Raw genomic sequence first — 25,193 nt, forward strand, 5'->3', positions numbered from 1 at the left:
CAAGGTACCCCCTGACCGGGCCGCGGGCCCCGACGGCACGGACAAGCCATAGCATGACCGGGTGATCGTCGGAGATGTGCTGGGCCTGCTCGGCACCGGTGTCGCGGCCGGCGTGGTGAGCACGGTCGTCAGCCTCGCCTCGATCGTCTCCTATCCCGCCCTGCTCGCCTTCGGCCTGCCCCCGCTGACCGCGAACGTCACCAACACCGTCGCCCTCGTCTTCACCGCCGTCGGCGCCGCCGCGGGCTCCCGCCCGGAGCTCGCGGGGGAGAGCGGTCCGATGCTGCGCCTCGGCCCGGTCGCCGCGCTGGGCGGCGCGACCGGTGCTTTCCTGCTGCTGGTGACCCCGGGGAGAACGTTCGAGCTCATCGCGCCCTGGCTGATCGGAGTGGCCTCGCTCCTGCTGGCCCGGCCGCCCTCGGGCAAGGCGCGCGGCGATCACGGAGTGCTGGGGAAGCTCGCGCTGTTCGCCGTCACGATCTACGTCGGCTACTTCGGCGCGGCCGGCGGCATCCTGCTGTTCGCCGTGCTCTCCGCGATGTTCGCCCACCCCGCCGCCAAGCTGAACGCCATGAAGAACGTGCTGTCCGGCCTGGCGAACGCGGTCGCCGCCCTCGGCTTCGCGCTGTTCGGCCCGGTGGACTGGGCGGCGGCCGCGCCGCTGGCGGCGGGCTTCCTGATCGGCGGCTGGATCGGCCCCAAGATCGCCCGCCGCCTGCCGGGCCACAGCCTGCGGTACCTGGCCGCCGCCTGCGGGGTCGCCGTGGCGGTCAAGCTCGGCTGGGACTCCTACGCGGGTTAGCCGCCGCCCGCGCCGCCGCGTGCTCGGCGACCAGGGCGGCGAAACGCCGGGTCACCTGGTGCCAGATCGGGGTGGACACCGGCTCGTCGGCCACCGCCCGCGCGTGGACCTCGTCCGGGTCGAAGCCGTCGGCCTCCCACTCGCGGATGCGCGCGGGCAGCACCTCGGGATGGAACTGCACCCCCCAGGCCCGCTCGCCCACCCGGAACGCCTGGTAGGGGCAGGCCGCCGTCTCGGCCAGCCACACCGCGCCGGGCGGCAGCCCGGTGACCGCGTCCTTGTGGTGCTCGACGGCGGGCACCACCGGGGGCAGCCCGTGGAAGAGCGGGTCGGCCGCCGCCTCCGGCCGGATCGTGACGGGCAGGCTGCCGTTCTCGGGCGCGCCCGTGTCACCGGTGACCTCGCCGCCCGCCACCTCGGCGATCATCTGGCCGCCCAGGCAGATGCCGAACAGCGGGACGCTCTCCGCGAGCGCCTGCCCGACCAGCCGCCGGGCATCGGCCAGCCAGGGGGCCCGGTCGTCGTCGCCCGGCAGGTAGCCGCCGCCGAGCATGATCATGCCGTCGTGCTCCAGCTGGTCGGGGAGCGCGGCGCCCTCGTGGGCGAGCACGACGTCCAGCTCGTGGCCGGCGTCCTCCAGCCAGCCGCCCACCCGGCTCGGACCGCCGCTCCTGCTGTTCTGCACCACTAGCACCTTGCCCACCGGACTGCCCATCAGATCGCGCATGGCCCGCATTCTGCCAGGCCGCGCGCGGCCTACTCGCGGTACATCGGCCTCGTGGCGTCCTCGGGCAGGTACGGCGAGCTCCCCTGCCCGTACGCGGGGGAGACGGCAAGCGGCTTGGGGGCGGCGGCCCGCCACCGCGAGGGGAACAGCGAGACGGTCAGCAGCATCACCCCCACGACCAGCAGCGCCCCCGAGTAGCCGAGGATCACGTAGCCCTCGTACACGCGCGCGGGCAGCAGCCCATGCGGCAGCAGCCGCGGCCCGTCCATGAACTCGAGCAGGGGCGCCAGGCCGAACGCGGTGTACCAGAGCCCGCCGAGGAGCGAGGCGACGGGCGAGAGCCGCGAGCCGGCGAGGAAGGCCAGGACGACCGCGGTGGCGGCCAGCGCGCCGACGGCGTACCACGGGAACTGGTACGCGGAGTACGCGGGGAAGGAGATCTCGCCGACGCCGTGGCGAAGGGCGTCGAACGTCAGAGACGGGTTCGCGGAGCGCGTCTGGAAGGAGATCTCGCCGACGCCGTAGAGGAGGCCGTCGAGCGTCAGAGGAGGAAGGAGCAGTCCGGCGACCACTCCGAGGGCATGACGGGCACCATTTGACATGATCTAACCCCGTTTGTTGGCTTCAGTGCCCCAACCTACCCCGCCCGTCCCGCGAGCGCGGGCGAACCGTGACCGATCAGTTCTTGATCGTGTAGCTGTCGCCGTAGACCTTCCACTTCAGCGGCGGCTTGAGGTCGAGGTTGCCGTTCCTGAGGAAGACCCGCTGCATGGTGTCCACCCGGGTGGTGTCCTCGTGCGCCTCCTCGGCCTTCATCGCCGCCTTGCGCGCGTCGAGGAAGGCGTTGAGGTAGGTGACCTCGTTCCCGCCCTGCGCCGGGGTCCTGGCCTTGGCGAGCGCGGCCTTCCTGATGCCGCCGAAGCTGAGCTTGTCAGCGCCGGGGCCGTGCATGACCATCGCGTCGTAGTAGACGAACTGGCCGAGCGCCCGCAGCCCGTCCTTCTTGGCCCGGCTGACGGCCGGGTCGAAGTAGACGCGGTCGCGCTCGTCGTTCTGGGCCCGCTGGAAGACGGGGTCCTTGGCGGCGGCCTTCCAGTCCTTGGTGAAGGTGGGGTCGAGGCCGGCGTGGGAGTCGGTGCCGTTGACCTTGCGGAGGGCGGGCAGGTATTTCGCCAGGACGTTGCCGGGCTTGCGCTTGGTGTAGAGCTCGACCAGCTCCAGCATGTCGCCCGTGCCGGAGCAGAAGCCGATGATGCCCGCCGTGTAGCCGCGCTCGTCCTTGATGTCCTCGATGTAGCCGTACTGGGCCTTCCAGTCCAGCGAGGAGTTCTCCGCGCTGGACACGAGCCGCATCGCGATCTCCTTCTTGTGGGGATCGCTGAGGTCGGGCGCGGCGGTGCCGGTGACGGCGAGGGAGAGGGTCAGGAGGGTGGCTGTGAGCACGAAAGCTCCTGGTTCGTTAGGAAAGTTTCCGAACGGACCCTACTCCCGCGACGCGGCCGAAACTACCGCTTCGGGCGAAGTGCGGCGAGCTGTTCCTCGAACGGCACGACCTCCTCGGCGACCTCCTCGCCGGGGGCCGCCGCCGCGGGGACGCGGTGCGTCAGCAGGCCGGCCAGCTCCCCGGCGGCGCGCTCCACGCGCTCGCCGAGCCCGTCGGTGAACGCGTCCTGCCCGCCGCCCCAGTCCTCCGACGCCGCGTACACGGCGGTCGGGACGACCACCGCCCGCAGGTACGCGAACAGCGGCCGCAGCGCGTGCTCCAGCGCCAGCGAGTGCCGCGCGGTGCCGCCGGTGGCCGCGATCAGCACCGGCTTGCCGGTCAGCGCCGTGTTGTCGAGCACGTCGAAGAACGACTTGAACAGCCCGCTGTAGGAGCCGCTGAAGATCGGCGTGACCGCGACGAGCCCGTCGGCCTCGGTGACCGCGTCCAGAGCGTCGCGCAGCCGCGCGCTCGGGAACCCGGTGACGAAGGCGTTGGCCACGTCCCCGGCCAGCTCGCGCAGCTCGATCACCCGCACGTCCGGCTCGTGCCCGGCCAGCCGCCGGACCGCCGCCTCGGCGAGGCGGTCGGCCAGCAGCCGGGTCGAGGACGGCTGGGTCAGTCCGGCCGTGACGACGACGAGCTTCATGATGTCTCCTTCGTACGGGGGGTCAGGCTTCCACGGGGGCGATCTCCGCCTCCTGCTTGGCGGCGAGCAGGGAGGCGTGCGTCGGCGCGTCCGGCACCCCGGCCGGCCGGCCCTTGGCGAACTCGGCGCGCAGCACCGGCACGACCTCCTCGCCCAGGAGGTCGAGCTGCTCCAGCACGGTCTTCAGCGGCAGGCCCGCGTGGTCCATGAGGAACAGCTGGCGCTGGTAGTCGCCGAAGTGGTCCCTGAACTCCAGCGTCCGCTCGATGACCTGCTGCGGGCTGCCGACGGTCAGCGGCGTCTCGGCCATGAACTCCTCCAGCGAGGGGCCGTGGCCGTACACGGGGGCGACGTCGAAGTATGGCCGGAACTCCTTGATCGCGTCCTGGGAGTTCTTGCGCATGAACACCTGCCCGCCGAGCCCGACGACGGCCTGCTCCGGGGTGCCGTGGCCGTAGTGGGCGTAGCGCCGGCGGTAGAGGGCGATGAGCCGCTGGAAGTGGTCCTTCGGCCAGAAGATGTTGTTGGCGAAGAAGCCGTCGCCGTAGTAGGCGGCCTGCTCGGCGATCTCGGGGCTGCGGATCGAGCCGTGCCACACGAACGGCGGCACCCCGTCCAGCGGGCGCGGCGTCGAGGTGAAGCCCTGGAGCGGCGTGCGGAACTTGCCCTCCCAGTCGACCACGTCCTCGCGCCAGAGCCGGTGCAGCAGCGCGTAGTTCTCCACCGCGAGGGGGATGCCCTGGCGGATGTCCTGACCGAACCACGGGTAGACCGGGCCGGTGTTGCCCCGGCCCATCATCACGTCCACGCGGCCCTCCGCCAGGTGCTGGAGCATCGCGAAGTCCTCGGCGATCTTCACCGGGTCGTTCGTGGTGATGAGGGTCGTGGAGGTGGACAGGATCAGCCGCTCGGTGCGCGCCGCGATGTAGCCGAGCATGGTGGTGGGGGAGGACGGCACGAACGGCGGGTTGTGGTGCTCGCCGGTCGCGAAGACGTCCAGGCCGACCTCCTCGGCCTTGAGCGCGATCGTCACCATGGCCTTGATCCGCTCATGCTCGGTCGGCGTCCTGCCCGTCGTGGGGTCCATGGTCACGTCGCCCACGGTGAAGATCCCGAACTGCATTTTAGTCACCATCCATGACTGTTGAAACTTTAACGGTTACCGTAGCGCACAGGCCCTCGTGGTTATTCCATCACCGTTCTCAGAGCGCGTTGATGCCGGCCGGGTCGAGGATCCGCTCGGGCGCCCCGTGCTCGGCCACGGCGATCATGGCCTTGCCGAGCTGCTCGGTCGTCGTCATGGCCGTGCCGAACATCCGCCGCAGAAGCGGGTAGAGCGGGCGCGTGACGATGTAGCCGAGGCGGTAGAGCCGGGTGCGCGAGGTGATGCCGTGCATGGGGTGGATGTAGCCGGGCCGGAACATGTAGGCCCGCAGGTCCATCGCCAGCAGCGCGTTCTCGGTCTCGCCCTTCACCCGCGCCCACATGGCGCGGCCGTGGGCGTCGGTGCCGGCGCCGGAGACGTAGACGAAGACCGAGCCGGGGCTGAGCCGGGCCAGGACGCGGCCGGCCGCCACCGTGTAGTCGTAGGTGACGTGCCGGTAGTCCTTCTCGTTCATGCCGGCCGAGGAGACGCCGAGGCAGAAGAAGCAGGCGTCGTACCCGGCCAGGCGGTCCTCGATCGGCGACAGGTCGGCCATGTCGCCGTGGACGAGCTCGCGCAGCTTGGGATGGGCGACGCCGGTCGCCGTGCGCCCGACGGTGAGCACGTCCGTGACCCTGGCGTCGAGCAGGCACTCGCGCAGCACGCCCTGGCCCACCATGCCGGTCGCCCCGAAGATGATCACTTTCATGGCGGCCCGCCCCGATCGTCTCGCCGATGTCGTCAGGGGAAGGATATGGGCCGGAAGGCGTGGCGGGCGGGGGAGGGCTACGGGCCCGCGAGATCGCGGGCCGCCTCGGACAGCAGGACCACCGCCGGAGCCGGGAGCTCCAGCCCGCGCGTCGAGATCCCGATCGCCCACGCCGTGCCGGCGACCACGGCCCCCGCGCACGCCACCTGCTCGCGGAACTGCCCGTGCTCCTCCACCACCGCCTGCCCCGGCGGCAGGCTCGCCAGCTCCTCCTCCACGTCCTCCAGGGTGGCCGGGGTGGCGGAGGTGAAGCGGGGCAGCCGGCCGTACCCGGTCAGGATCTCCCGCCGGTCCCGCGCCGGCAGCGCCCGCAGCAGCGCCTTGCCCAGCGCGGTCGCGTGGGGCGCGGTCTCCAGCCCCGACTGCAGGTCCTCCAGCCACGGCGAGCGCGGCCCCTCGACGACGTCCACCACCAGCAGCCGCCCGTCGGCCAACTGCGCCAGGTACGCGGTGTGCCCCGTGACCTCCGTCAGATGCCGCAGCACGGAGCGGGCGTGCGGCGGCCGCTCGAAGGCGTCCAGCATGTCGTGGAAGCGCTCGGCCACCTTCGAGCCCAGCAGGTAGTCGCCCTCGGGCCGCCGGTGCAGGTAGCCCTCGTAGCACAGCGTGCGGACCAGGTGGTACGACGTCGACAGGTTGAGCCCGCAGCGGCGGGCGATCACCTTGACCGGCAGGGGCCGATCGGCCCGCGCCACCTCCTCCAGCACGCGCAGGGCGCGCGAGACACTGCGGATCAGATCGCTGGGCTGTGCGTCACCTGTCATCGCTCCAGCATCTTCGCCGGGTGAATTCGGCACGCCTAACCCGGCGGACACACCCGCCCGGCGGTGAGGACACGCCGGAGATACCACAGTGCGCCAGTGGGGCCCCGTGGACGCGGCGCGCGGGGCAGGTCAGCGGGCCGTGCGCCAGCTCTGCTCCTCCACCAGCTCCACGCTGCGCCAGCCGTCCGGGGTGCGGCGCAGGCGGTGGTGGTACCAGCCGCCGCCGTGCAGGAAGCCCGCCGTCCCGGCCGCGACCATCTCCCGGCTCGGCGCGAGGGTGTCGGTGAACGGCGCGCTCACGCGGGCCTCCCCGTCACCGCCGAAGTCGATCACCGGTGCGCCGATCAGGTGCAGCCGGCCCGGCCAGTGCGCGAGCACCTCCGCGAGCCACGCCTTCACCTCCTCCCGCCCGCCCCTGACGCCGCCCGCCGAGCTGTAGTCGATGACGGCGTCCTCGGTGAACACCTCGTCGAGCCGGTCCCAGCTTCCCGAGTCGACGGCGCGGGTGTAGCGGGCCAGCAGGTCCGCGATCTCCAGGCGGTCGGCGAGCTCTCGTGCGTCCATGCGGTGATCGTCGCGCCGGGACGGCGTTCCCGCCAGACCCGGCCTGCGCGACCCGCTCAGAGCAGCCAGTTGACCACCACGGTCAGCACGATCGACAGCACGACCGACGCGATGATCATCAGTAGGCAGCCCGTCCAGCCGCCCAGCGGCCGCACGTCCCAGTTCCCGAACCTCATGGCCCGCGCCTACCCCGGCCAGAGAACCCCAGACAAGCACGAAGCCCCGGCCTGTCGAGACCGGGGCTGTGGTGCTGGTGGACGATACTGGGATTGAACCAGTGACCTCTTCCGTGTCAGGGAAGCGCTCTCCCGCTGAGCTAATCGTCCTCGTGAGGTGGCGACGGGATTTGAACCCGTGTGGACGGCTTTGCAGGCCGCTGCCTCGCCTCTCGGCCACGCCACCGAGCCGGAAGCTCCGAGCGGAAGACGGGATTCGAACCCGCGACCCTCACCTTGGCAAGGTGATGCTCTACCACTGAGCCACTTCCGCATCCGCCCCGCTCGCGACCGGGGCGACGAGAGAACTGTAGCGAATCTCGGCCGAGTACCCAAACTGGAAAAGCCGCGCACCCTCGCGCCCGCCGGGCCTAGACTGGACGCGGGCCCGCCGTCTCCAGGCGGTACTCCTGTCCTGAGACGCGCCGGTTGTCGTCGATCACCTGCTCGGACGCCGGCTTCCCGCCGTCCATCACCGCGTCCCGCCGCCGCTCGAACCGCTCGTGGGCGCCGGGCGCGTAGCCGGTGCCCAGCGTGGTCCAGCCGGCCTGGGCGGCGAGCAGCTTCCGCAGGTACGCCTTGTTCGGCTCGAACGTGACCGGCGGCGGCAGCGCCGGGGCCAGCACCTGGTCCGGGTCGCGCCCGTCGAACCGCCGGAACAGCTCGGCCGCCAGCCGCAGGTGCTCCAGCTCCATCCCCAGGTGCAGCTCCCAGAGGCGCTTCACCTCGGGGTCGGACTCGGTCTCCATGAAGGAGTAGTAGAGGTAGCACTCGTTGTACTCGTGGTTGAGCAGCCGCTCCCACCAGCTCTGCCCCGGGTCGACCAGGGACTCGTAGAAGGTGACGTGCTGCTCCTCCACCATGCCGATCTCCTGGTAGAGCCGGCGCGCGACCGGCTCCAGCTGCTGGGGGCCGGCGTTGAAGTAGTAGTTCATGGTCTGCTGCTCGGTCGCCGCGATCGTCAGGGCGTGCAGGCGGGACAGCGGCTCGGTGCGGCCGCGGTCGTACGCCTCGCGCACGTCGTCCACCGGGTCGCGGTGCTGCAGGTGCGTCGGCCGCCCCGGCATGATCTCGGTCACGTCGCCGACGATCTTCTCCGCCTCGCGGTGCTCGATCAGCTCGTACAGGTTGGCGTACCGGTAGAGGTGGTCGACCTCGTCCAGCACCCCGAACTCGTACGCCTGCCGCAGGTACGGATCCGGCTCCATCCGCGCCACCCACGCCGTCAGGTCCACGGCGACCTGCTCGTACGCGATGGTCGTCTCCAGCACCGACGACACCCCGGGCAGCAGCCAGTTCACCGCCTTCTGCTGCTGCGCCTCGACGGCGCGGACCTGGGCGAGCAGCCGTCTGAGCTCCTCGTCCGGGCAGTGCCGGGCCAGGTGGTGGCTGAACAGCACCGCCTCCACCTCGATGCCGTTCATCGTGATGATCCGGCAGCGGGTGTACGGGTCGGCGTGGTCGGGGTCGATGGGCGTGCGGTGCAGCTCGCGCCAGTCGCGCAGCTGCCTGTCCAGCGGGATGCCCCGCTCCTGCAGCGGATCGAAGGCCATGTCGCGGCCCGTACCCGGAGGCCGGGCGGGCAACCTCCGCGTTGGGTCCCCGGACGGCCCGCGTTCGGTAAGGAGGCGCGTGCCAAGGGGGAGGCCGGGTAGGCCGCCTGGCGTGGCTGAACACGATGTGATCGACCTGCTGGTGGCCCAGCACGGGCGGATCAGGGACCTGTTCGACGAGGTCGAGCAGGCGCCGCCGGACAAGGTGGAGGCGGCCTTCGGCCGCCTGTCGCGGATGCTGTCCATGCACGAGACCGCCGAGGAGGAGATCGTCCATCCGTACGCGCGCAGGAAGCTCGACAACGGCCCCGGCGTCGTCGCCGACCGGCTGCGCGAGGAGAGGCTGGCCAGGCGGCTGCTGCAGGACCTGCACCACGACGGCGTGGACCACCCCCGCTTCTGGGACCGCCTGGCCGAGCTGCGGGCCGCCGTCACCGCGCACGCGCGCGGCGAGGAGCGCTACGAGTTCGCCCGGCTGCGCGCCCGCACGACGCCCGTCGAGCGCCGGGCGATGGGCGCGGCGGTCCGGGCCGCCGAGGGGCTGGCGTCGATCCTGCCGCACGCCGGCGCCGAGTCCACCGCCAGGAACCTGCTGGTGGACACCCCCAAGGCGGTCGCGGAACGGGCCCGCGAGGCGATCCGCAAGGCCCTCGGGAGAAGCTGACACCCTTCGACGCGGGCCGAAATGTCCGCGTACTACCGTCGTGAGCATGGAACACATCGCCCGGGACGCCGACATCGCCCCTGTCGCCGCGCTCATCGCGGACCCGACCCGGGCGGCCATCCTCACGGCACTCCTCGACGGCCGCGCGCTCGCGGCGGGGGAGCTGGCCAGGGTCGCCGGGGTGAGCGCCGCCACCGCGAGCTCCCATCTGGCGAGGCTGCTCGACGGCCGGCTCGTGGACGTCGTCCGGCAGGGCCGCCACCGCTACTACCGCCTCTCCGGCCACGAGGTCGCCGAGGTCCTGGAGGTCCTCGCCAGGATCAGCGCCCGGCCGCCGGTCCGCTCGCTGCGCCAGTCCCGCCAGGCGCGGCTCCTGGAGGAGGCCCGCACCTGCTACGACCATCTCGCGGGCCGGGCCGGCGTCGGGCTGCTCGACGGCCTGCGCGCCGGCGGCTACTACGCCGGCGCCGACCTCACCGGCGACGGCGAGCGGCTGCTGACCGGTCTCGGCGTGGATGTGGCGGGCGCGCGCGGCTCGCGGCGCAGGTTCGCCCCCGAGTGCCTGGACTGGACCGAGCGCCGCGCGCACCTCGGCGGGGCGCTCGGCGCGGCGGTCACGGACGCGCTGTTCGAGCGCGGCTGGTACCGGCGGGGCACGGTCCCACGTGCGGTGATCCTCACGGACGAGGGCAGGGAAGGGCTGGCCGCGTTGTTTCCGAGTAAGGAGCTAACATCGCACACACCAGTTACCTGACGAGGGAGTGCCCACCATGCGCGACAACGGAGTCGTGGCCGTAGGCCCAGAGCCGCTGAGCTTCCAGGACGTCATCGACGTGGCCCGCCACGGTGCCGCGGTCAGGCTCACCGACGACGCCGTGGCCGCCATGGCCGCCGCCCGCCAGCGGGTGGACGAGCTGGCCGAGAGCCCCGTTCCCGCGTACGGCGTCTCGACCGGGTTCGGCGCCCTCGCCACCCGGCACATCGACCCGGCGCTGCGCGCGCAGCTGCAGCGCTCCCTCGTCCGCTCGCACGCGGCCGGCAACGGCCCCGAGGTCGAGACCGAGGTCGTCCGCGCCCTCATGCTGCTGCGCCTGCACACCCTCGCCACCGGCCACACCGGCATCCGCCCGGTCACCGCCAAGACCCTGGCCGCCCTGATCAGCGCCGGCCTCACCCCGGTCGTGCACGAGTACGGCAGCCTCGGCTGCTCCGGCGACCTCGCCCCGCTCGCGCACGTCGCGCTCACCCTCATGGGCGAGGGTGTGGTCCGCGACCGCGACGGCGGCCTCCGGCCCGCCGCCGAGGCGCTGAAGCAGGCCCGCATCGAGCCCGTCGAGCTGGCCGCCAAGGAGGGCCTGGCGCTCATCAACGGCACCGACGGCATGCTCGGCATGCTCGTCCTCGCCGTCCACGACCTCACCCGCCTGGTCCGCACCGCCGACGTGAGCGCCGCCATGAGCGTGGAGGCGCTGCTCGGCACCGACCGCGTCTTCGCCCCGGAGCTGCAGGCCCTGCGCCCCCATCCTGGCCAGGCCAGTTCGGCCGCCAACATGGTGAAGGTGCTGCGCGAGTCGGGCATCATGGCCAGCCACCGCGACCCGGAGGCGTGCACCCGCGTCCAGGACGCCTACTCGCTGCGCTGCGCCCCGCAGGTCGCCGGGGCGGTCCGCGACACGCTCGCGCACGCCGCCACCGTCGCCGAGCGGGAGCTGGCCAGTGCCGTGGACAACCCGGCCGTGCTGGCCGACGGCCGGGTGGAGTCCAACGGCAACTTCCACGGGGCGCCCCTCGGGTACGTGCTGGACTTCCTCGCCGTGGTCGCCGCCGACCTGGCGTCGATGTCGGAGCGGCGTACCGACCGGTTCCTCGACGTGGCACGCAACCACGGGCTGCCCGCCTTCCTCGCCGACGACCCCGGCGTGGACTCGGGTCACATGATCGCCCAGTACACCCAGGCCGCGATCGTCTCCGAGCTGAAGCGCCTGGCCGTGCCCGCCAGCGTCGACTCCATCCCCAGCTCGGCCATGCAGGAGGACCACGTGTCCATGGGCTGGTCGGCGGCGCGCAAGCTGCGCAGGTCGATCGACGGGCTCACCCGCGTGCTGGCGATCGAGGTGCTGACCGCCGCCCGCGCGCTCGACCTGCGCGCGCCCCTGCGGCCCGCCCCCGCGACGGCCGCCGTGGTGCGGGCGCTGCGCGAGACCGTGCCCGCCCCCGGGCCCGACCGGTTCCTGGCGCCGGAGATCGACGCCGCCGTCCGCCTGGTCGCCGACGGCGGCGTGGTCGCCGCGGTGGAGCAGGTCACCGGCCCCCTGGCGTGACCCGCGACGGCAGCGCCACGATCAGGTCCACCTCCAGCAGCAGCCCCGGCATGAACAGCCGCGACACCTCCACGGTCGTGCTGGCCGGGGGCGTGCCCGTGATGTACTTGCGGCGCACCGCGCCGTGCTCGGCGCGGGCGTCCATGTCCGTCAGGTACGTGCGGATGAACGCGATGTCGCCGAACCCCGCCCCCTGGTCGGCGAGTATGCGCTCGATGACCTGGTAGACGTGCTCGGACTGGGCCGCCATCGAGCCCTCGCCGACGATCCGGCCGTGCTCGTCGAAGGCCGCGACCCCCGAGACGTAGAGCGTGTCGCCGGCCCGCACCGCGTGGGAGTACATCCCGTTCGTGGCGGGGACCGTCGCCAGGTTGAGCGGCACCGTCCGCGTACCGGCCCGGTGGCCCGCTCCCACGTGGCCGGCGATGGCGGTCAGGTCGCGCTCGCCCAGCCCGGCCGCCCGCGCCTCCTGCAGCCGGGCGCGGGCGGCACCCGCCACGCGCGCGCCCTCCCACGCCCCCAGCTCCAGGTCCTTGGCGGCGTGCGCGAGGGAGTAGCGGGTCTCGGCGGCCGGCACGCGCAGCCGCTCGGCCAGCGCGCCCAGCGGGGTGAGCGCCAGCACGCCGAGCAGCGCCTCGCGGTCCACGCCGTGCGCCTCCCCGTACGCCAGCGTCTCGGCCAGCAGCACCTGGGCGGGCACGAGCGCGTTCATCACGGCCAGTTTCATGGCCGCGCCCGCGCCCAGCGGCCCGAGCTCGCGCACCGTCCCGAACACCGACAGCACCTCGCGGCAGCGCGCCACGTCCTCGCCGTCACCGCCGGCCAGCACGGTCAGCGAGCCCTCGGCGGCCGGGCCGACGCTGCCCAGCACCGGCGCGTCCACCAGGCCCACCCCGGCCGGCAGCAGCGCGCGCAGCTCCCGCACCGCTTCCGGGCCGATCGTGGACATCTCGACCACCGTCGTGCCCGGCCGCAGCCCCGGCAGCGCCGCCGTCAGCACCTCGCGCACCGCCGCCGGATCGCTCAGCATCGTGATGACCAGGTCCGCGCCCTCCACCGCCGCCGCGGCGGTGACGCCCGTGCCGCGCCGCCAGGTGGTCACGTCGTGCCCGGCCGCCGCCAGCCGCCGGGCCATGGGGACGCCCATGCGTCCCTGTCCGAGAAAAGCAATCATGCGGGCCAGTGAAGCGGTGAGTCCGGTATTCCACCACCGACTAGATTGCATGCCAGCCATGCTTGACACGAATGCCTTCGACGCCGCCGCGCTCCGCCTCCTCGACGAGGTCGCGCGGAGCGGCTCCTTCACCGCCGCCGCCGAGCTGCTCGGCTACACCCAGTCCGCGGTCTCGCGCCGCGTCGCCGCGCTCGAACGGGCCGCCGGCGGCCCGCTGTTCGAACGGCTGCCCCGCGGCGTCCGGCTCACCCCGGCGGGGGCCGCGCTGCACCGGCACGCCGTCGCCGTGCTCGACCGGCTGGAGCGGGCCGGGGAGGAGCTGGCCGCCCTGCACGCGGGCCGGGGCGGCACGCTGCGGCTCGGCGCGTTCGCCACCGCGAACGTGGACCTGGTGCCCGGCACGCTCAGACGCTTCGCCGCCCGCCGCCCCGGCGTTGAGCTGCGCCTGGTCGAAGGGCTGACCACCAAGCTGCTGGAGCGCCTGCGCGCCGGGGCGCTGGACGCCGCCGTCATCAGCGACTACCCGGCAGGCCTGCCCGCCGCGGACGCGGGCCGCCTGGTGCCGCTGCGCGAGGACCGGCTGCTGGTCGCCCTGCCCGCCGGGCACCGGCTGGCCGCCGAGGCCGAGGTGGACCTGCGGGACCTGGCCGGGGAGACGTGGATCGAGGCCGCCCCGCGCGGCCAGCCGACGCTGCTGCTCGCCGCGTGCGCCGCCGCCGGGTTCGCGCCGCGCGGCGGGCTGCGGGTGGCCGAGTGGACCGGCAAGTTCGGCTTCGTCGCCGCCGGGCTCGGCGTGACGCTCGTGCCCGAGCTGGCCGCCCGCGCCGTACCGGCCGGGCTGGTGCTGCGGCCCCTGCGCGGGCAGGCCCCCGCCCGCAGGGTGTACGCGGCCCTGCCGGAAGACCCCCTCCCCGCCGCACTGGAATTCGTCCGGCTCCTGGAAGAATGGGAAGCGTGTACGGATTCGCCCACTTAGGTCAGATGCTGGCCACCGGGCTTCGGGACGTGACCTCCGACCTCGCCGCGCTCGACGGCGAGGGCTGGTGGGCCGTCGTCGTCGACTACGAGGGCAAGGTGACGTGCGCCCGCTTCGACCAGGTGCGTCCCGCGCCGCTGCCCCGGCCTGCCGTCCCTTGGCACGGTCCAAGGCCGGACGAGTGGCGCAGTTCCCTCGACCGTGACGCCTACGAGCGCGGCGTGCGCGCCATCCGCGCCCTCATCGAGCGGGGCGAGGTCTACCAGGCCAACCTGTGCCGCATCCTGACCGCTCCGCTGCCGCCCACCGCCGACCCGCTCGCCCTGGCCGCCCGGCTCGCCGAGGGCAACCCCGCCCCCTACGGCGGCGTGGTCCGCGTCCCCGGCCTCAGCGTGGTGACCGCCTCGCCCGAGCTCTACCTCGCGCGCGACGGCGACGTCGTCGAGTCCCGGCCGATCAAGGGCACCGGCGTCACCGCCGCCGACCTGCTGCCGAAGGACCACGCCGAGAACGTGATGATCGTCGACCTGGTCCGCAACGACCTCGGCCAGGTGGCGGCCGTCGGCTCGGTCGAGGTGCCGGAGCTGTGCGTGGTCGAGGAGCACCCCGGGCTGGTCCACCTCGTCTCGACCGTACGCGCCCGGCTCGCGCCGGGAGCCGGCTGGCCGGAGCTGTTCGCCGCGACGTTCCCGCCGGGATCGGTCACGGGAGCCCCCAAATCGTCCGCGCTGCGCATCATCAACGAGCTCGAAACCGCACCTCGGGGCCCGTACTGTGGCACGGTGGGCTGGGTCGACGCCGACCGACGCAGGGCGGCGCTGGCCGTCGGCATCAGGACCTTCCAGATCTCGGCAGGCGAGATCCGGTTCGGCACGGGAGCGGGCATCACCTGGGGCAGCGATCCCCGGCGCGAATGGCTCGAGACCGAGCTCAAAGCAGCCAGGCTCATAGCCCTGGCATCCACAGGAGGAAACGCATGAACATCCCTGTCTGGGTCAACGGGGAGCTGATCGACCCCGCGCAGGCCACCGTCTCGGTCTTCGACCACGGGCTCATGGTCGGCGACGGCGTCTTCGAGACGATCAAGCTCGTGAACGGCCGGTCGTTCGCGCTCACCCGGCACCTCGACCGGCTCAAGCTCTCGGCCCAGCGCATGGACCTGCCCGAGCCGGACGTCGCCGCCATCGCCGACGGCATCGGCCGCATCCTGGAGCACGCCCCCGACTGGGCGCTCGGCCGCATCCGCGTCACCTACACCAGCGGCCCCGGCCCCCTCGGCTCCGACCGCGGCAACGAGGGCGCCACGACGGTCGTCATCGTGGACGAGCAGAAGCCGTTCCCCGCCACCGCGAACGTCACCGTCGTCCCCTGGCCGCGCAACGAGCGAGGCGCGCTCTCCGGCGTCAAGAGCACCTCCTACGGCGACAACGCCAAGGCCCTCCTCTACGCCAAGAAGCGCGGCGGCGGCGAGGCCGTCTTCGGCAACCTTGCCGGCAACCTGTGCGAGGGCACCGGCTCCAACGTCTTCCTCGTCCTCGACGGGCGCCTGGTCACCCCCACCCTGGAGGCCGGCTGCCTGGCCGGCGTGACCCGCGGGCTGGTGCTGGAGTGGTTCGGCGGCGAGGAGACCGACATCCCGCTGTCGGCCCTGTACGAGGCCGAGGAGGCGTTCCTCACCTCCACCACGCGCGACGTGCAGCCGATCAGGCTCGTGGACGACACCGAGCTGCCGATCGCGCCCGGCCCGATCACCAGCAAGGCCATGCGGGTCTTCGCCGAGCGCTCCGCCTCCGACCTGGACCCGTGACCGGCGTACGCCTCTGACGAGCTCCGGCCGCGCGTCGGCGCGGCCGGAGCCGGGGCTCAGTAGCTCTTCTGGGTCTGGACGTTGAAGTCGTCCATCTTGACCTTCTTGGCGGGGTTCGTGAGCGGGTCGTCGATCTCCAGGACGTCCAGGCCCTCCATGATGTCGCTGGAGTAGATGTAGCCGTTGTAGTAGTAGGCCGACCAGGAGCCCGCGATGGTCGGCGGCTCGTGCGGGCCGCGCTCGAAGAAGCCGATCTCCTTCGGGGCGGAGGAGTCGGTGAAGTCCCAGACGGACACGCCGCCCTGGTACCACGCCTGGACCATGACGTCCTTGCCCGGCACCGGGATGAGCGAGCCGTTGTGGGCCACGCAGTTCTCGTCCTGCTGCTGCTCACGGTCGATCTTGAAGTAGCCGCGCAGCTCCAGCTTGCCGTTCACCAGGTCGTACACCGCGTTCGCGCCCTTGGTGCGCGGCGTGTTCCGGTCGCAGGTGGCCTGGCCGCCGCCGCCGAGCTCGTCGCTGAAGACGACCTTGGTCGCGTCGTTGTTGAACGTCGCCGAGTGCCAGATCGAGAAGTTCTGGGTGTCGGTGAGCTGCTGGAGCACCTTCGGCCGTACCGGGTCGGCGATGTCGAGCAGCACGCCGTCGCCGAAGCAGGCGGCCGCGGCCAGCTTCTTCTCCGGGTAGGCGGTGATGTCGTGGCAGCCCGAGAGCATCTCGTCGTGCTGGCGCTCGGGGAAGATGTCGGGCTTGGCCACCACCCGCGCCGACTGCGGCGCCTGCATCGGGATCTCCACGATCTGGATCAGCTCGTGGGGCGGCGGGCAGGTCCGTGACTCCGGCTCGGGGCCGGGGGAGGAGACGTAGACGTACAACGTCTCGCCGGCGGGCACCATCGTGTGCGTGTGCGAGCCGCAGTCGGTCGCGACGGCGCCGACGTAGCGCGGGCTGGCCTTGTCGCTCACGTCGAAGATGCGCAGCCCTTCCCATGCGGGCTCGTCGTCGTCCGCGTCGCACTCGGGGCCGGAGACCGGCTCGTCGACGGACAGGATCAGCAGGTCCCGGTAGACCGACACGTCGTTCTGCTGGCCGGGGCAGGCCACCTGGGTGACGGTCTTGGGGTTCTTCGGGTCGCTGATGTCATAGATGGCGAAACCGCCGAAGTTGCCCTGGAAGGCATAGTCGCCCTGGAAGGCGAGGTCGGTGTTGATGTCGTCCCGTCCGTCGAACGGGGCGGTCCTCGGCACCTGTGCGACCTGCTTGACGTTGTCGCTGGTCGTGACGCCGTCCCCGGCCGGGGATCGGTCCCCTGGAGCGCTGGTCTCCTGCTGGGAGGTGTCCGAGCTCGCCGGCTCCCCTGAGGCCGGCGGGCCGCCCGCGCACGCGGTGGTCAGCAGCAGCATCGCCGCGACAGACACCGCTCCGCGCAGCTTGGCAGAGATCAACGCGCATTCCCCTTTGTCTCGTAGCTCACTATGGAAGGTATGTCAGCAGGTTCGCGGCCGTGTACGGCATTCATCACAGTTAAGGAGCTTTTGGCGCTCGCCGCCTGCGCCCTCGTCGCCGCCGCCTGCGCGGCCGAGCCCGTACGGCAGCCGTCCGCGATCGGCACGGACGCGCCCGTCATCGTGCCGGGCAGTCCCGGTGCGCCCGCGCGGACCGCGTCGCCGGGGGAGCGGGTGGGCCGGACGCCGCGGCCGACCGTGGCCGCCGACGTGCGCTTCGCGGAGGCGATGATCCCGCACCACCGGCAGGCGCTGGAGATGACCTCACTGGTCGAGGAGCGCACGACGACGGACGTCGTACGCAGGGTGGCCCGCGCGATCACCGCCGCCCAGACCCCCGAGATCAGGGCGATGACGAGCTGGCTGGCGGACCTGGGCCGCCCCGCCCCCGCCGGCCACGACCACACCTCCACGGGCTCCGGCTACGGGATGGCCTCGGAGGAGGAGCTGAACGCGCTGCGGGCCGCCCGCGGCGACGCCTTCGACCGCCTGTTCCTCCAGCTCATGACCCGCCACCACGAGGGCGCCGTGAAGATGGCGGAGGAGGAGCTGGCCGGCGGCCGCGACCACCGCATGCGCCTGCTCGCCAAGGACGTCTACTCGGGACAGAGCATCGAGATCGCCCGGATGCGCGCGGCCATGAAGTCCCTGCCGCCCGCGTGAGACGGCATGCGAAAGGGGCGGGCCCGCGAACGGGCCCGCCCCTTTCGGCGGTCTGTCTAGTGCTGTCTCAGGACGGCCACAACATGTTGGTCAACTCGGCGTCGAGGTCCATGAAGTCGGTCTCGCGCCCCGCCGGCACCTTCTCGTAGGTGCGGTGCAGGAACTCCGTCAGCGGCGCCAGCGGCACCTCGAACAGAGCCTGACCGAACGGGGACGTGAGGCTGATGTGAAGCGTGCGCTCGCCGTCGGCCCGCGCGGGCCAGACCTGCACGTCACCGTCGCCGACACGCCTGACGATGCCCACGGTCAGCAACTCGCGGGCGAAGATCCACTCGACCGGCTCGTCATTCCCTACGTGGAAGGCCATGCGGATGGCGTAAGGGTCGTCGGCTGTGTAACTCAGTCCGGCGAGCAGGGGGACGGTTGTACGGTCGGGGACCACAAGCCGAAGGCCAAGCTCGGCGGAGACGGTGGTGCTGTTCATCGTCAGCCAAACCTTTTCGTCGTAGGTCCCCTCTTCGGGGCTTTCACTGCTCTGACGGACTTCGTCCTGAGCTATGACGCGGAACGAAGAAACCCGTAGGAAAGATTCCGCCTCAGGGGCCTTCTGTAACGCACATCACAGCTGGACATTCAGGCATCTACCAGGCTAAACGGCACCAATCAGGGTCGCATTTGCAAGGGTTTTGCGTGCTGTCGAGCCTGCCCCGGAACGGCCGATCATGAACGTTTCTCAAGAAAGATCGCGACCGCCCACTTCCGGGACACGACGATGGTATGTCACCGACCCCACTCGTCGGTGGGCAACCGCCGCCTTTCACCCTGAATCCCTCCGCCGCCACCGCCGGACACCCCCCAGGGCCCGCTCGGCGCCCGCCTGACACCCGCCCCCCACCGCTTCGCTTCGCCAGCAGGTGCCGGAGTGCGGTATGGTTTTCCCCGTCGGCACCGCGAGGGACCGGCAGGAGGGCGATTAGCTCAGCGGGAGAGCGCTTCGTTCACACCGAAGAGGTCACTGGTTCGATCCCAGTATCGCCCACCAGCACGTCAGAGGCCCAGCCCCACGCCCGTGGGGTTGGGTCTTTTTCATGATCGCGCGTCCCGGCCGGCTGCGGGCCGGTTCTGACGATGCCCCGAGAGGTGGCATGTCTCGATCCGGTCACGGGCTTACTTTGTACAGGGCGCCGCAGCTCACCGGCATGGCCACGGCAGGTAGTACCGCCGGGAGGAGAGCCAGCGGACGAACCGGCTGGTCCGGGGGGCGCGGGCCCGGTCGAACCTTCTTCGGATGGCCTTCGTGTCCCGATGGCCGGGGCCGAGCACACGCGCGGCATCGGCGAGCGCACGCTCGTACACCAGCAGGGACTCCCGCTCCCGTCCGAGTTGCCACAACGCCCTGGCCACGCTGCCCCGGCTGGAGACCGTCAGCGGGTGGTCCGGTCCGAACGTCCTCTCCCGGCCCGCGAGGGTCCGCTGGTACAACTCCAGGGCCTCCCGCACCCTGCCGGACGCGCGCAGCGCGCCCGCGAGGACGCTGCGGCTGGCCAGTGTGTCCGGATGGGTGTCGCCGAACACCCGCGACTGCGCCTCCACCGTCTTCTCCAGCAGCGCGACGGCCTCCCGCGACCGTTGCCCGCCCAACCCCACGGCGGTCCCCAGGCTGCCCCGGGTGGACAACGTGTGCGGATGCTCCAGCCCCAGCAGGCGTTCCTGTTCGGCCAGGGTCCCTTCGTAGAGATCGATCGCCTCGTCCTCCCGGCCGGTCTCCCGGAGCGCGCCCGCCAGGTTGCCCAGGCCGACCAGGGTGTACTCGTGCTCGTCGCCCAGTGCCGCGCGCATCCTGGGCAGCGCGTCCTCCAGCAGGACGATGGCGCGGCGGGGGTTTCCCCGGGTCCGCTCGACCCCGGCGAGGTTGTTGTAACTGATCAGTGTCTCCGGATGGTCGGGACCGAGCGTCCGCTCCCGGGCCTCCAGCGTGGCCCTGAACAGGTCGAGGGATCGGTCGAAGCGGCCCGCCATCCGGTATGCCTCGGCGAGGTCGTTGCGGGTGATCAGGGTGACCCGGTCGTCAGAGCCGAGCAGACGCTCCTGGTCGGCCAGCGTGGGCTCCAGCAGCGCGGCAGCGCGGGTCGGCTCGGCCAGCTCGATCAGGTGTCCGCCGGCGGCGGCACAGAGGCGCAGCAGCTTGGGATCGGTGAGGCCGTGCGACCTCGCCACGCCGTACACGACGGAGACCTGCTGAGCCAGCGCCTCGAACTGGGGGCGGGCACGCCAGGTCACGGGGATGCGGGCGAGGGAGCGTTCGTAACCGCGCAGCAGGCCGATCGTGTGCCGGAGAATCTGCGGCATCCGGGGCTGGGCACGCTCACGCAGGACACGCTGCACCAGACGGTGCAGGAGGACCGTCTCATTGTCCTGGCTGAAGGTGATCAGCGAGGCGTCGGCGAGGACCGCGAAGGTGTCGTCGAGCCGGTCCCCGGCGGCGCCGATCGCGGCCGAGAACAGGTTCCGCGGCACGCCACCGGGTGAGAGCAGCGCGATGACGTCCAGCAGCACCCGGGCGTCGGGATCCACCTGCTCGGCCCGGGCGACCGAGACCAGGATCGCGTCCACCACGCTGTCGGGATGGCCCTCCCCGCCCACGGCGGGAAGCCGGGACCGCAGAGCCGAGCCCCTGAGCAGTTCCCGATAGCGGCCGTAGCCGATGCGCAACTGCCGGATGACAGCGGCCGCCTGGCCCAGAGCCAGGGGCAGGTAGCCCAGCTCCGCGGCGAGCTCCGACGCCTCGGCCGCCTGGTCGAGCATGGTTCTCTCGCGCAGGAAGCGCACCGCCTCCTCCGGCGTGAAGACGCCGACTTCGACACAGGGATGCACCCGGTCGAAGGCGCGGTTGCGTGTGGTGACGACGATGTGCAGCCTGCCGGCGGGCGGGAACCACGACGTCACCTCGGCGGGCTCCTCGGCATTGTCGAAGACGAGCAGACCGGGCTCGTCGAAGGCGGCCAGCCACTGCCGGGCCCGCCTGGCCGACACCGCTGCCTCCTCGCCTTCCTGCGGCAGGTCGAGGTGGTGGGCGAGCGCACTCAGCCCGGCCTGGATCTGGCCGGCCGACTGAGCGGACAGCCAGACCGCCAACCGCCAGCCCTCTGCCTGGCGGACGCGTACGTAGGAGGCCGCCGCCATCGTCTTGCCCGAGCCCGGAATGCCGGTGAGCACGGTGACGACGGGATCGCCGCCGTTCGCGGGCCAGGCGTCGTGCAGCGCCCGCTGAATCCGTTCGCGGGGTTGGTGGCCGAGCGGTCCGCGTGGCAGGTCGCCGTACACGAGGGTCTTGGGGGCGGGCGGGACGTCCGGCGCGCGCTGGGAACGGCGATCGTGGACGGTGATGGCCAGGCCGAGCATGCCGGAGATGGCCGCGACCACGCTGGACAGCTGGTCGCCCTGTTCGAGGCCGGACCACAGGGCGTACCCGCCGAGGCCGAGTGCGACGGAGGCGCAGGCGATGATCGCGAGCAGGCGCCGCCGGTGGGCCGCGCGGTCAGCCGGAGAAGGAGATGACGAACGGGCACTCGGGGCCATGCCGGTCTCCTCGCGTCCGGTAACCGCCGACATAGGCGTTCCCACGGTGGACGCGCAGGACCTCGCCGTCGAGCACACAGCGGTCGCCCGTGCTCAGGAGTCCGTGCAGCGGGTCCTCGGCCTCGACGCGGTAGAGGGACTCCACACCGTCGTAGCGGATCTCGACCTGGTCGCCGTGTCGGTTCACCTGCTCGCCGTCGAACCAGTACATGCGCAGTTCGGAGACGCAGAGCACGGTCTTGCGCAGGGCGTGGTCCATGGCGGTCAGGTAGCCGGGGAGTTCGGTGGCGATGCGGTCACGCAGGCGAGCGGCGTACTCGACGGTGGCGGGACAGGAGTAGGAACACGGCATGTACGGCACGAGCCCGAAGGCGGTGTGCCTCAGGAACGGGTTGCAGAGCGGGGAGGGCACGCCCTCGGTGTTCAGCAGGGCCGCGTAGTAGGTGTTGTCGTCGTTCCAGTTGTTGCGGTGGCGGAAGAAGTCCTGACAGCAGGAGGGGTAGCCGAGCGCGTCGCCGAACTTGTCGTGGTCGGCGCGGTGTTTGTTGACGACCACGCCATCGATGATCAGCGGGTACCAGCCCGCGCCGACGACCCGGTCGAGGGCGGCGGGGTCGCGGGCGAGGAACACGTGCGCCTCGGTGCCGGGGAGCAGGGCGGCGGACAGGGCGGCGCGAGTGGTGGTGAGCTGGTCCGGGGGGACCTGGGCGATCTGCGGGGAGTTGCGGTCGAAACAGGCGTCCACGTAGTGGAGCAGGTCCAGGTCGTGGACGACGCGAAGAAACGCTTGCCATCCCTCGGCCGGGATCCAGACGTCCATGGACGGTTTCAGGCCGCAGGCAACGGCGATCAGGGTGGGGAGCTGGGCGCCGCCGGTGGCTTCGGTGAAGTCGCGGTAGCGGCTCGACCACAGTTCTCGCGCGGCGGAGGGGCTGACCATGGGGTCGGTGAAGCCCGGCGGTGGCTCGTCGGCGACGACCGGTTCCGGTATCGGATCGGGCAGGGTGATGTGCGAGGTCTGCCCGGTGGGCAGGTCTCCGGTCTCCATCAGGGTGGGGATGTGGGTGAGCACGTAGAGCGCCTCGTCGCGGCGGCCGAGGTGGCGCAGGGCGAAGGCGTAGCACTGCCAGAAATAGGGAGTGCGCGGGATGCGCCGGACACAGGCCGCGTACAGGTCGGCGGCGGCCCGATAGTCGCCGCGGACATAGGCGAGATGAGCGGCGGCGAGGTCGGCGACCAGGGAGTCTCCCGGGGGCAGGGTGAGATCGGCTGGGGCCGCGCGGACCGCGTCGAGGAGGGAGTCCCCGGCGTACCAGCGGCCGAGAACGGCGTCCGCCGTCCAGTTCGGGGGAAGCCCGAGCCGGGCCAGCGTCTCCGGATCACCTTCTGCCGAGATCCCGGTCTTCACAGGGGGCCGGCGGGTGTGGCGGGCGCGGTGGGCCGCACAGGCGGCGTCGATCCTGTCGCGGACCTGGATCGGCGGTCGCGGCAGGGCGTCGCGGATCTCGTCGAGGCGTTTGATCATGGTGGTGACCAGCACCTCCCCGGCGGGCGAGAAGGCCGCCCGCCCGGTCAGCACCTCCAGACCGATCTCGACCTGGCGGCCGACCTGGTAGGCCCGCTCGACCACCGCCGCCCGGTCGAGCTCGTTCGGTACGTCGAGCAGCGCCAGACAGAAGTCGAGCACCTGCACGAACGTGAAGGTCGCCTGCAACAGGCCGCTCAGCGGTCGCGGATCCGGCCGCCAGGGCGAGTAGTGCACCGCCTCCCCCGAATCGCCCACGATCATGGGGTCGAGGACGAGAACGGCGTAGAGCTTCTGGTGACCGTACTCGTGCACGAGCGCCTCGACGGTGGCGAGCGGCTCTCCCAGGGAGAGTGCGATCATGCCGGGAGCCTCCCGGAAACTGCCGCTGACGTGCAGCGCCGGATCGGGGGAGAGGATCGGCACGATCGCCGCGACCCCCCGGGCCAGTTCCTCGCCCAGCTCCGGCCGGGCCGCCATGACCGTGTCCAGGTGCCCGTCCAGCACCTGCCGCCAGTGCCGCGCCTGTGCCGCGTCCAGGTCGGCGAAGCTGTACGGCGTACGCCCGCCCAGCCGCAGATCCCCGTCCAGCCAGTTCAGCTCGGGCCCTGCCGCCAGCCGTGGCACCCGGTGCGACTTCCCCGCCACCTCGCCGCCGTCCACCCGCAGCTCCACCCTGGCGTACGGCTGACCGCCTTCGACACTCACTCCCGCACCCGGCAGGCTCACCCGGCCGGCGTGATCGGCCCGGACCGTCGCGGTGACTCCTCCCTCTCCCGACAGCAGCGCCGCGCCGGCCGCGAACCGGGCGAATTCCCGCAGATGCGGGACCACATGCATGCGCGGAAATCGCTCCGCGGCCCGCCGGGTGAGCAGATTCCACCCCACGTCCACCCAGAACCCCGCGCTCGGGTGCCCGAGCACCCGCCGCTGCACCTCCCCCGACGCGCCCGCGACCATCTCGAAGTACGTCTCGAACCCCGACTCGGCCAGACAGCGGGGCGCGAGCTCGCCCAGCCGCCGCCGCAGCTCCCGGATGCCGACGAGGGTGTGGTAGTACCGTGCCGTGAACACCGCCTGATTGGCCGGGGTCCACCCGGCCGGGGTCACGAACGAGGCGGTCGTCTCCGCGTTCATCTCGCTCCCTGGACAGAGATCCTGAGCAGGTCCTCCTGGGCCCGGCCGGTCACCACGCGGATGAGCTTCATCAGGTCGGCGCAGTAGACCGACGGATTCCGGAATCCGTTCGCCTGCGAATACCGCTGCGGGAAATAGCCGCCGCCGCAGATCCGGACGAGGTCGCAGGCGCGGCAGACGTCGCTGAGCGCGTGCCAGTTCTGCTGGCGCGCGCGCACCATGGGCGAGGTGAGCGCCGCGTCGAAACTGTGGGTGAAGATGTTCATGCCGAGATCGCAGGCCCCCGGATAGGTGACCTTCAGCGTGTCCACGGCCTGGATCTCGCCGTTGGTCTCGACCACCACGAAGTCCACCGGCTGCAGGCCCCATTCCTCGGAGCTTCGGGTGGCACCGAGATAGAGCGCGATGATGTCGCGGAAGCGCCGGATGCGAATGGGCTGGGGGCGCTCGCCGTACCAGACGTCGAAAATCTCCAGAAGCCAGTCCGCGTACGGCGTGGTCGACAGGTCGCCCTCCTTTCCGGGTGGCCGGCGGTCGTGATGACCGAGCGGCAGGAGAAAGTCGATCGACGGCGGGTTGAACGACCGGAAATAGGAGTAGGTCTCCAGCGGGTCGTTCTCCAGATCGATGACCGCGAGAATCCCGCCCCACAAACGACGTCCGTCGGTGCTGCTCAGCAACTCGAGCGCGCGTTCCAGCCGGTCGAACATCGACCGCCCGGCGTGGTCCAGCCGGTGCCGGTCATTGGCCACGCGCGGCCCGTCCATGCTCAGCCCGAAGGACATGTCCCATTCCCGGCAGAAGTCCTGCACCTCCGGCGTGTACGTCGTGCCGTTGGTCTGGCCGTTCCAGCGGATTCTCACGTCCGGCGCGTTTCTGGTCACCGTCGCGCACAGCTCGCGCAGGTAGTTCAAGCCGAGCATGAGCGGTTCGCCGCCGTGCAGGATGAAATCGACCTGCGGCAACCGGTGGGCCAGCGCGTGCTCGTTGATGCGCGACCCGAGCCGGGCGGCCGTGGCCATCGACATCCGCCGCGGTTGACGACGCCAGGACTGGTCCGCGTGCCGGTACACGTAGCAGTAGTCGCAGTCCAGGTTGCAGCGGGAGGCCACCTTGCAGATGAACGACTTGAACGGCTCAACGGCCGCGAGGGGCGGACCCGTGCCGGGCAC

Annotated in this window: 23 protein-coding genes and 4 tRNA genes; 9 read left to right on the plus strand and 18 right to left on the minus strand. The window is 71.8% G+C overall.

Features of this window, described 5'->3' with window-relative positions; genetic code table 11:
• Positions 1–61: 61 nt before the first annotated feature.
• Positions 62–802: a sulfite exporter TauE/SafE family protein gene (locus SMD20_RS03400; RefSeq protein WP_329574714.1), complete on the plus strand. Its 741-nt coding sequence runs from the start codon at positions 62–64 to the stop codon at positions 800–802.
• Here the strand turns inward: SMD20_RS03400 and SMD20_RS03405 are convergent.
• From SMD20_RS03405 to SMD20_RS03460, 12 genes are all read right to left on the minus strand, one after another.
• A complete protein-coding gene (locus tag SMD20_RS03405; RefSeq protein ID WP_329574716.1) occupies positions 771–1,529 on the minus strand; it encodes a type 1 glutamine amidotransferase in 759 nt (252 codons plus the stop codon). The genes SMD20_RS03400 and SMD20_RS03405 overlap by 32 nt on opposite strands.
• Before the next feature lie 29 nt (positions 1,530–1,558).
• Positions 1,559–2,131, minus strand: coding sequence for a hypothetical protein (locus SMD20_RS03410; RefSeq protein WP_329574717.1), 573 nt, complete (start codon positions 2,129–2,131; stop codon positions 1,559–1,561).
• A 76-nt stretch (positions 2,132–2,207) separates the two neighbouring features.
• Positions 2,208–2,972 carry a chitosanase gene (locus SMD20_RS03415; protein ID WP_329574719.1) on the minus strand — a complete coding sequence of 255 codons (765 nt, stop codon included), beginning with the start codon at positions 2,970–2,972 and terminating at the stop codon, positions 2,208–2,210.
• Positions 2,973–3,034: 62 nt separating this feature from the next.
• On the minus strand, positions 3,035–3,661 hold the full coding sequence (locus SMD20_RS03420) for an FMN reductase (protein WP_329574721.1): 627 nt from the start codon (positions 3,659–3,661) through the stop codon (positions 3,035–3,037).
• A gap of 22 nt (positions 3,662–3,683) precedes the next feature.
• Positions 3,684–4,784 (minus strand): LLM class flavin-dependent oxidoreductase, encoded by a 1,101-nt coding sequence (locus tag SMD20_RS03425; RefSeq protein WP_329574722.1) that lies wholly within the window; start codon positions 4,782–4,784, stop codon positions 3,684–3,686.
• Positions 4,785–4,863: 79 nt separating this feature from the next.
• Positions 4,864–5,514, minus strand: coding sequence for an NAD-dependent epimerase/dehydratase family protein (locus SMD20_RS03430; RefSeq protein WP_329574724.1), 651 nt, complete (start codon positions 5,512–5,514; stop codon positions 4,864–4,866).
• Positions 5,515–5,591: 77 nt separating this feature from the next.
• Entirely contained in the window at positions 5,592–6,338 is a 747-nt protein-coding gene (locus SMD20_RS03435) for an IclR family transcriptional regulator (protein WP_329574726.1), read from the minus strand.
• Positions 6,339–6,467: 129 nt separating this feature from the next.
• Positions 6,468–6,902 (minus strand): nuclear transport factor 2 family protein, encoded by a 435-nt coding sequence (locus tag SMD20_RS03440; RefSeq protein ID WP_329574728.1) that lies wholly within the window; start codon positions 6,900–6,902, stop codon positions 6,468–6,470.
• A gap of 251 nt (positions 6,903–7,153) precedes the next feature.
• Positions 7,154–7,228, minus strand: a tRNA-Val gene (locus tag SMD20_RS03445).
• A 5-nt stretch (positions 7,229–7,233) separates the two neighbouring features.
• Positions 7,234–7,304 (minus strand) — tRNA-Cys (locus SMD20_RS03450).
• Between the two features lie 15 nt (positions 7,305–7,319).
• Positions 7,320–7,391: transfer RNA gene (locus SMD20_RS03455), tRNA-Gly, on the minus strand.
• A 97-nt stretch (positions 7,392–7,488) separates the two neighbouring features.
• Positions 7,489–8,670: a hypothetical protein gene (locus SMD20_RS03460; RefSeq protein ID WP_329574730.1), complete on the minus strand. Its 1,182-nt coding sequence runs from the start codon at positions 8,668–8,670 to the stop codon at positions 7,489–7,491.
• Positions 8,671–8,782: 112 nt separating this feature from the next.
• On the opposite strand from SMD20_RS03460, the gene SMD20_RS03465 reads away from it, so the two are divergent.
• The 3 genes from SMD20_RS03465 to hutH are packed head-to-tail and all read left to right on the plus strand — an operon-like array spanning position 8,783 to position 11,655.
• Positions 8,783–9,334: a hemerythrin domain-containing protein gene (locus SMD20_RS03465; RefSeq protein ID WP_329574732.1), complete on the plus strand. Its 552-nt coding sequence runs from the start codon at positions 8,783–8,785 to the stop codon at positions 9,332–9,334.
• Positions 9,335–9,380: 46 nt separating this feature from the next.
• The gene (locus SMD20_RS03470; protein WP_329574734.1) at positions 9,381–10,088 is read left to right on the plus strand and encodes an ArsR/SmtB family transcription factor; all 708 of its coding nucleotides are present in this window, start codon (positions 9,381–9,383) and stop codon (positions 10,086–10,088) included.
• A gap of 16 nt (positions 10,089–10,104) precedes the next feature.
• Positions 10,105–11,655 carry a histidine ammonia-lyase gene (hutH, locus tag SMD20_RS03475; RefSeq protein ID WP_329574737.1) on the plus strand — a complete coding sequence of 517 codons (1,551 nt, stop codon included), beginning with the start codon at positions 10,105–10,107 and terminating at the stop codon, positions 11,653–11,655.
• Here the strand turns inward: hutH and SMD20_RS03480 are convergent.
• Entirely contained in the window at positions 11,636–12,829 is a 1,194-nt protein-coding gene (locus SMD20_RS03480) for an NAD(P)-binding domain-containing protein (RefSeq protein ID WP_329574739.1), read from the minus strand. The two genes, hutH and SMD20_RS03480, sit on opposite strands and share 20 nt — an antisense overlap.
• Before the next feature lie 58 nt (positions 12,830–12,887).
• Here SMD20_RS03480 and SMD20_RS03485 point away from each other — a divergent pair, with 58 nt between their 5' ends.
• The 3 genes from SMD20_RS03485 to SMD20_RS03495 are packed head-to-tail and all read left to right on the plus strand — an operon-like array spanning position 12,888 to position 15,612.
• Positions 12,888–13,805, plus strand: coding sequence for a LysR family transcriptional regulator (locus tag SMD20_RS03485; protein ID WP_329574741.1), 918 nt, complete (start codon positions 12,888–12,890; stop codon positions 13,803–13,805).
• Positions 13,806–13,810: 5 nt separating this feature from the next.
• Positions 13,811–14,785: a chorismate-binding protein gene (locus SMD20_RS03490; protein WP_329592411.1), complete on the plus strand. Its 975-nt coding sequence runs from the start codon at positions 13,811–13,813 to the stop codon at positions 14,783–14,785.
• Positions 14,782–15,612, plus strand: coding sequence for an aminotransferase class IV (locus tag SMD20_RS03495; protein ID WP_329574743.1), 831 nt, complete (start codon positions 14,782–14,784; stop codon positions 15,610–15,612). The genes SMD20_RS03490 and SMD20_RS03495 overlap by 4 nt, the downstream gene beginning before the upstream one ends.
• A 56-nt stretch (positions 15,613–15,668) precedes the next feature.
• On the opposite strand, the gene SMD20_RS03500 is transcribed toward SMD20_RS03495, so the two are convergent.
• Positions 15,669–17,057: an LVIVD repeat-containing protein gene (locus SMD20_RS03500; protein WP_329574745.1), complete on the minus strand. Its 1,389-nt coding sequence runs from the start codon at positions 17,055–17,057 to the stop codon at positions 15,669–15,671.
• A 90-nt stretch (positions 17,058–17,147) separates the two neighbouring features.
• Here SMD20_RS03500 and SMD20_RS03505 point away from each other — a divergent pair, with 90 nt between their 5' ends.
• Positions 17,148–17,780 (plus strand): DUF305 domain-containing protein, encoded by a 633-nt coding sequence (locus SMD20_RS03505; RefSeq protein WP_329574747.1) that lies wholly within the window; start codon positions 17,148–17,150, stop codon positions 17,778–17,780.
• A gap of 67 nt (positions 17,781–17,847) precedes the next feature.
• Here SMD20_RS03505 and SMD20_RS03510 read toward each other — a convergent pair whose 3' ends face one another.
• Positions 17,848–18,264 (minus strand): SsgA family sporulation/cell division regulator, encoded by a 417-nt coding sequence (locus tag SMD20_RS03510; RefSeq protein ID WP_020547189.1) that lies wholly within the window; start codon positions 18,262–18,264, stop codon positions 17,848–17,850.
• Between the two features lie 483 nt (positions 18,265–18,747).
• Here SMD20_RS03510 and SMD20_RS03515 point away from each other — a divergent pair.
• Positions 18,748–18,822, plus strand: a tRNA-Val gene (locus SMD20_RS03515).
• A gap of 149 nt (positions 18,823–18,971) precedes the next feature.
• Here SMD20_RS03515 and SMD20_RS03520 read toward each other — a convergent pair.
• The 3 genes from SMD20_RS03520 to SMD20_RS03530 are packed head-to-tail and all read right to left on the minus strand — an operon-like array spanning position 18,972 to position 25,193.
• On the minus strand, positions 18,972–21,359 hold the full coding sequence (locus tag SMD20_RS03520; RefSeq protein WP_329574750.1) for a tetratricopeptide repeat protein: 2,388 nt from the start codon (positions 21,357–21,359) through the stop codon (positions 18,972–18,974).
• The gene (locus tag SMD20_RS03525; protein ID WP_329574753.1) at positions 21,319–24,021 is read right to left on the minus strand and encodes an aKG-HExxH-type peptide beta-hydroxylase; all 2,703 of its coding nucleotides are present in this window, start codon (positions 24,019–24,021) and stop codon (positions 21,319–21,321) included. The genes SMD20_RS03520 and SMD20_RS03525 overlap by 41 nt, the downstream gene beginning before the upstream one ends.
• Entirely contained in the window at positions 24,018–25,193 is a 1,176-nt protein-coding gene (locus SMD20_RS03530; RefSeq protein WP_329574755.1) for an FxsB family cyclophane-forming radical SAM/SPASM peptide maturase, read from the minus strand. The genes SMD20_RS03525 and SMD20_RS03530 overlap by 4 nt, the downstream gene beginning before the upstream one ends.

Origin of the sequence: Nonomuraea sp. LP-02, from assembly GCF_036289125.1 — a bacterium.
Taxonomy (GTDB): Bacteria; Actinomycetota; Actinomycetes; order Streptosporangiales; family Streptosporangiaceae; genus Nonomuraea; species Nonomuraea bangladeshensis.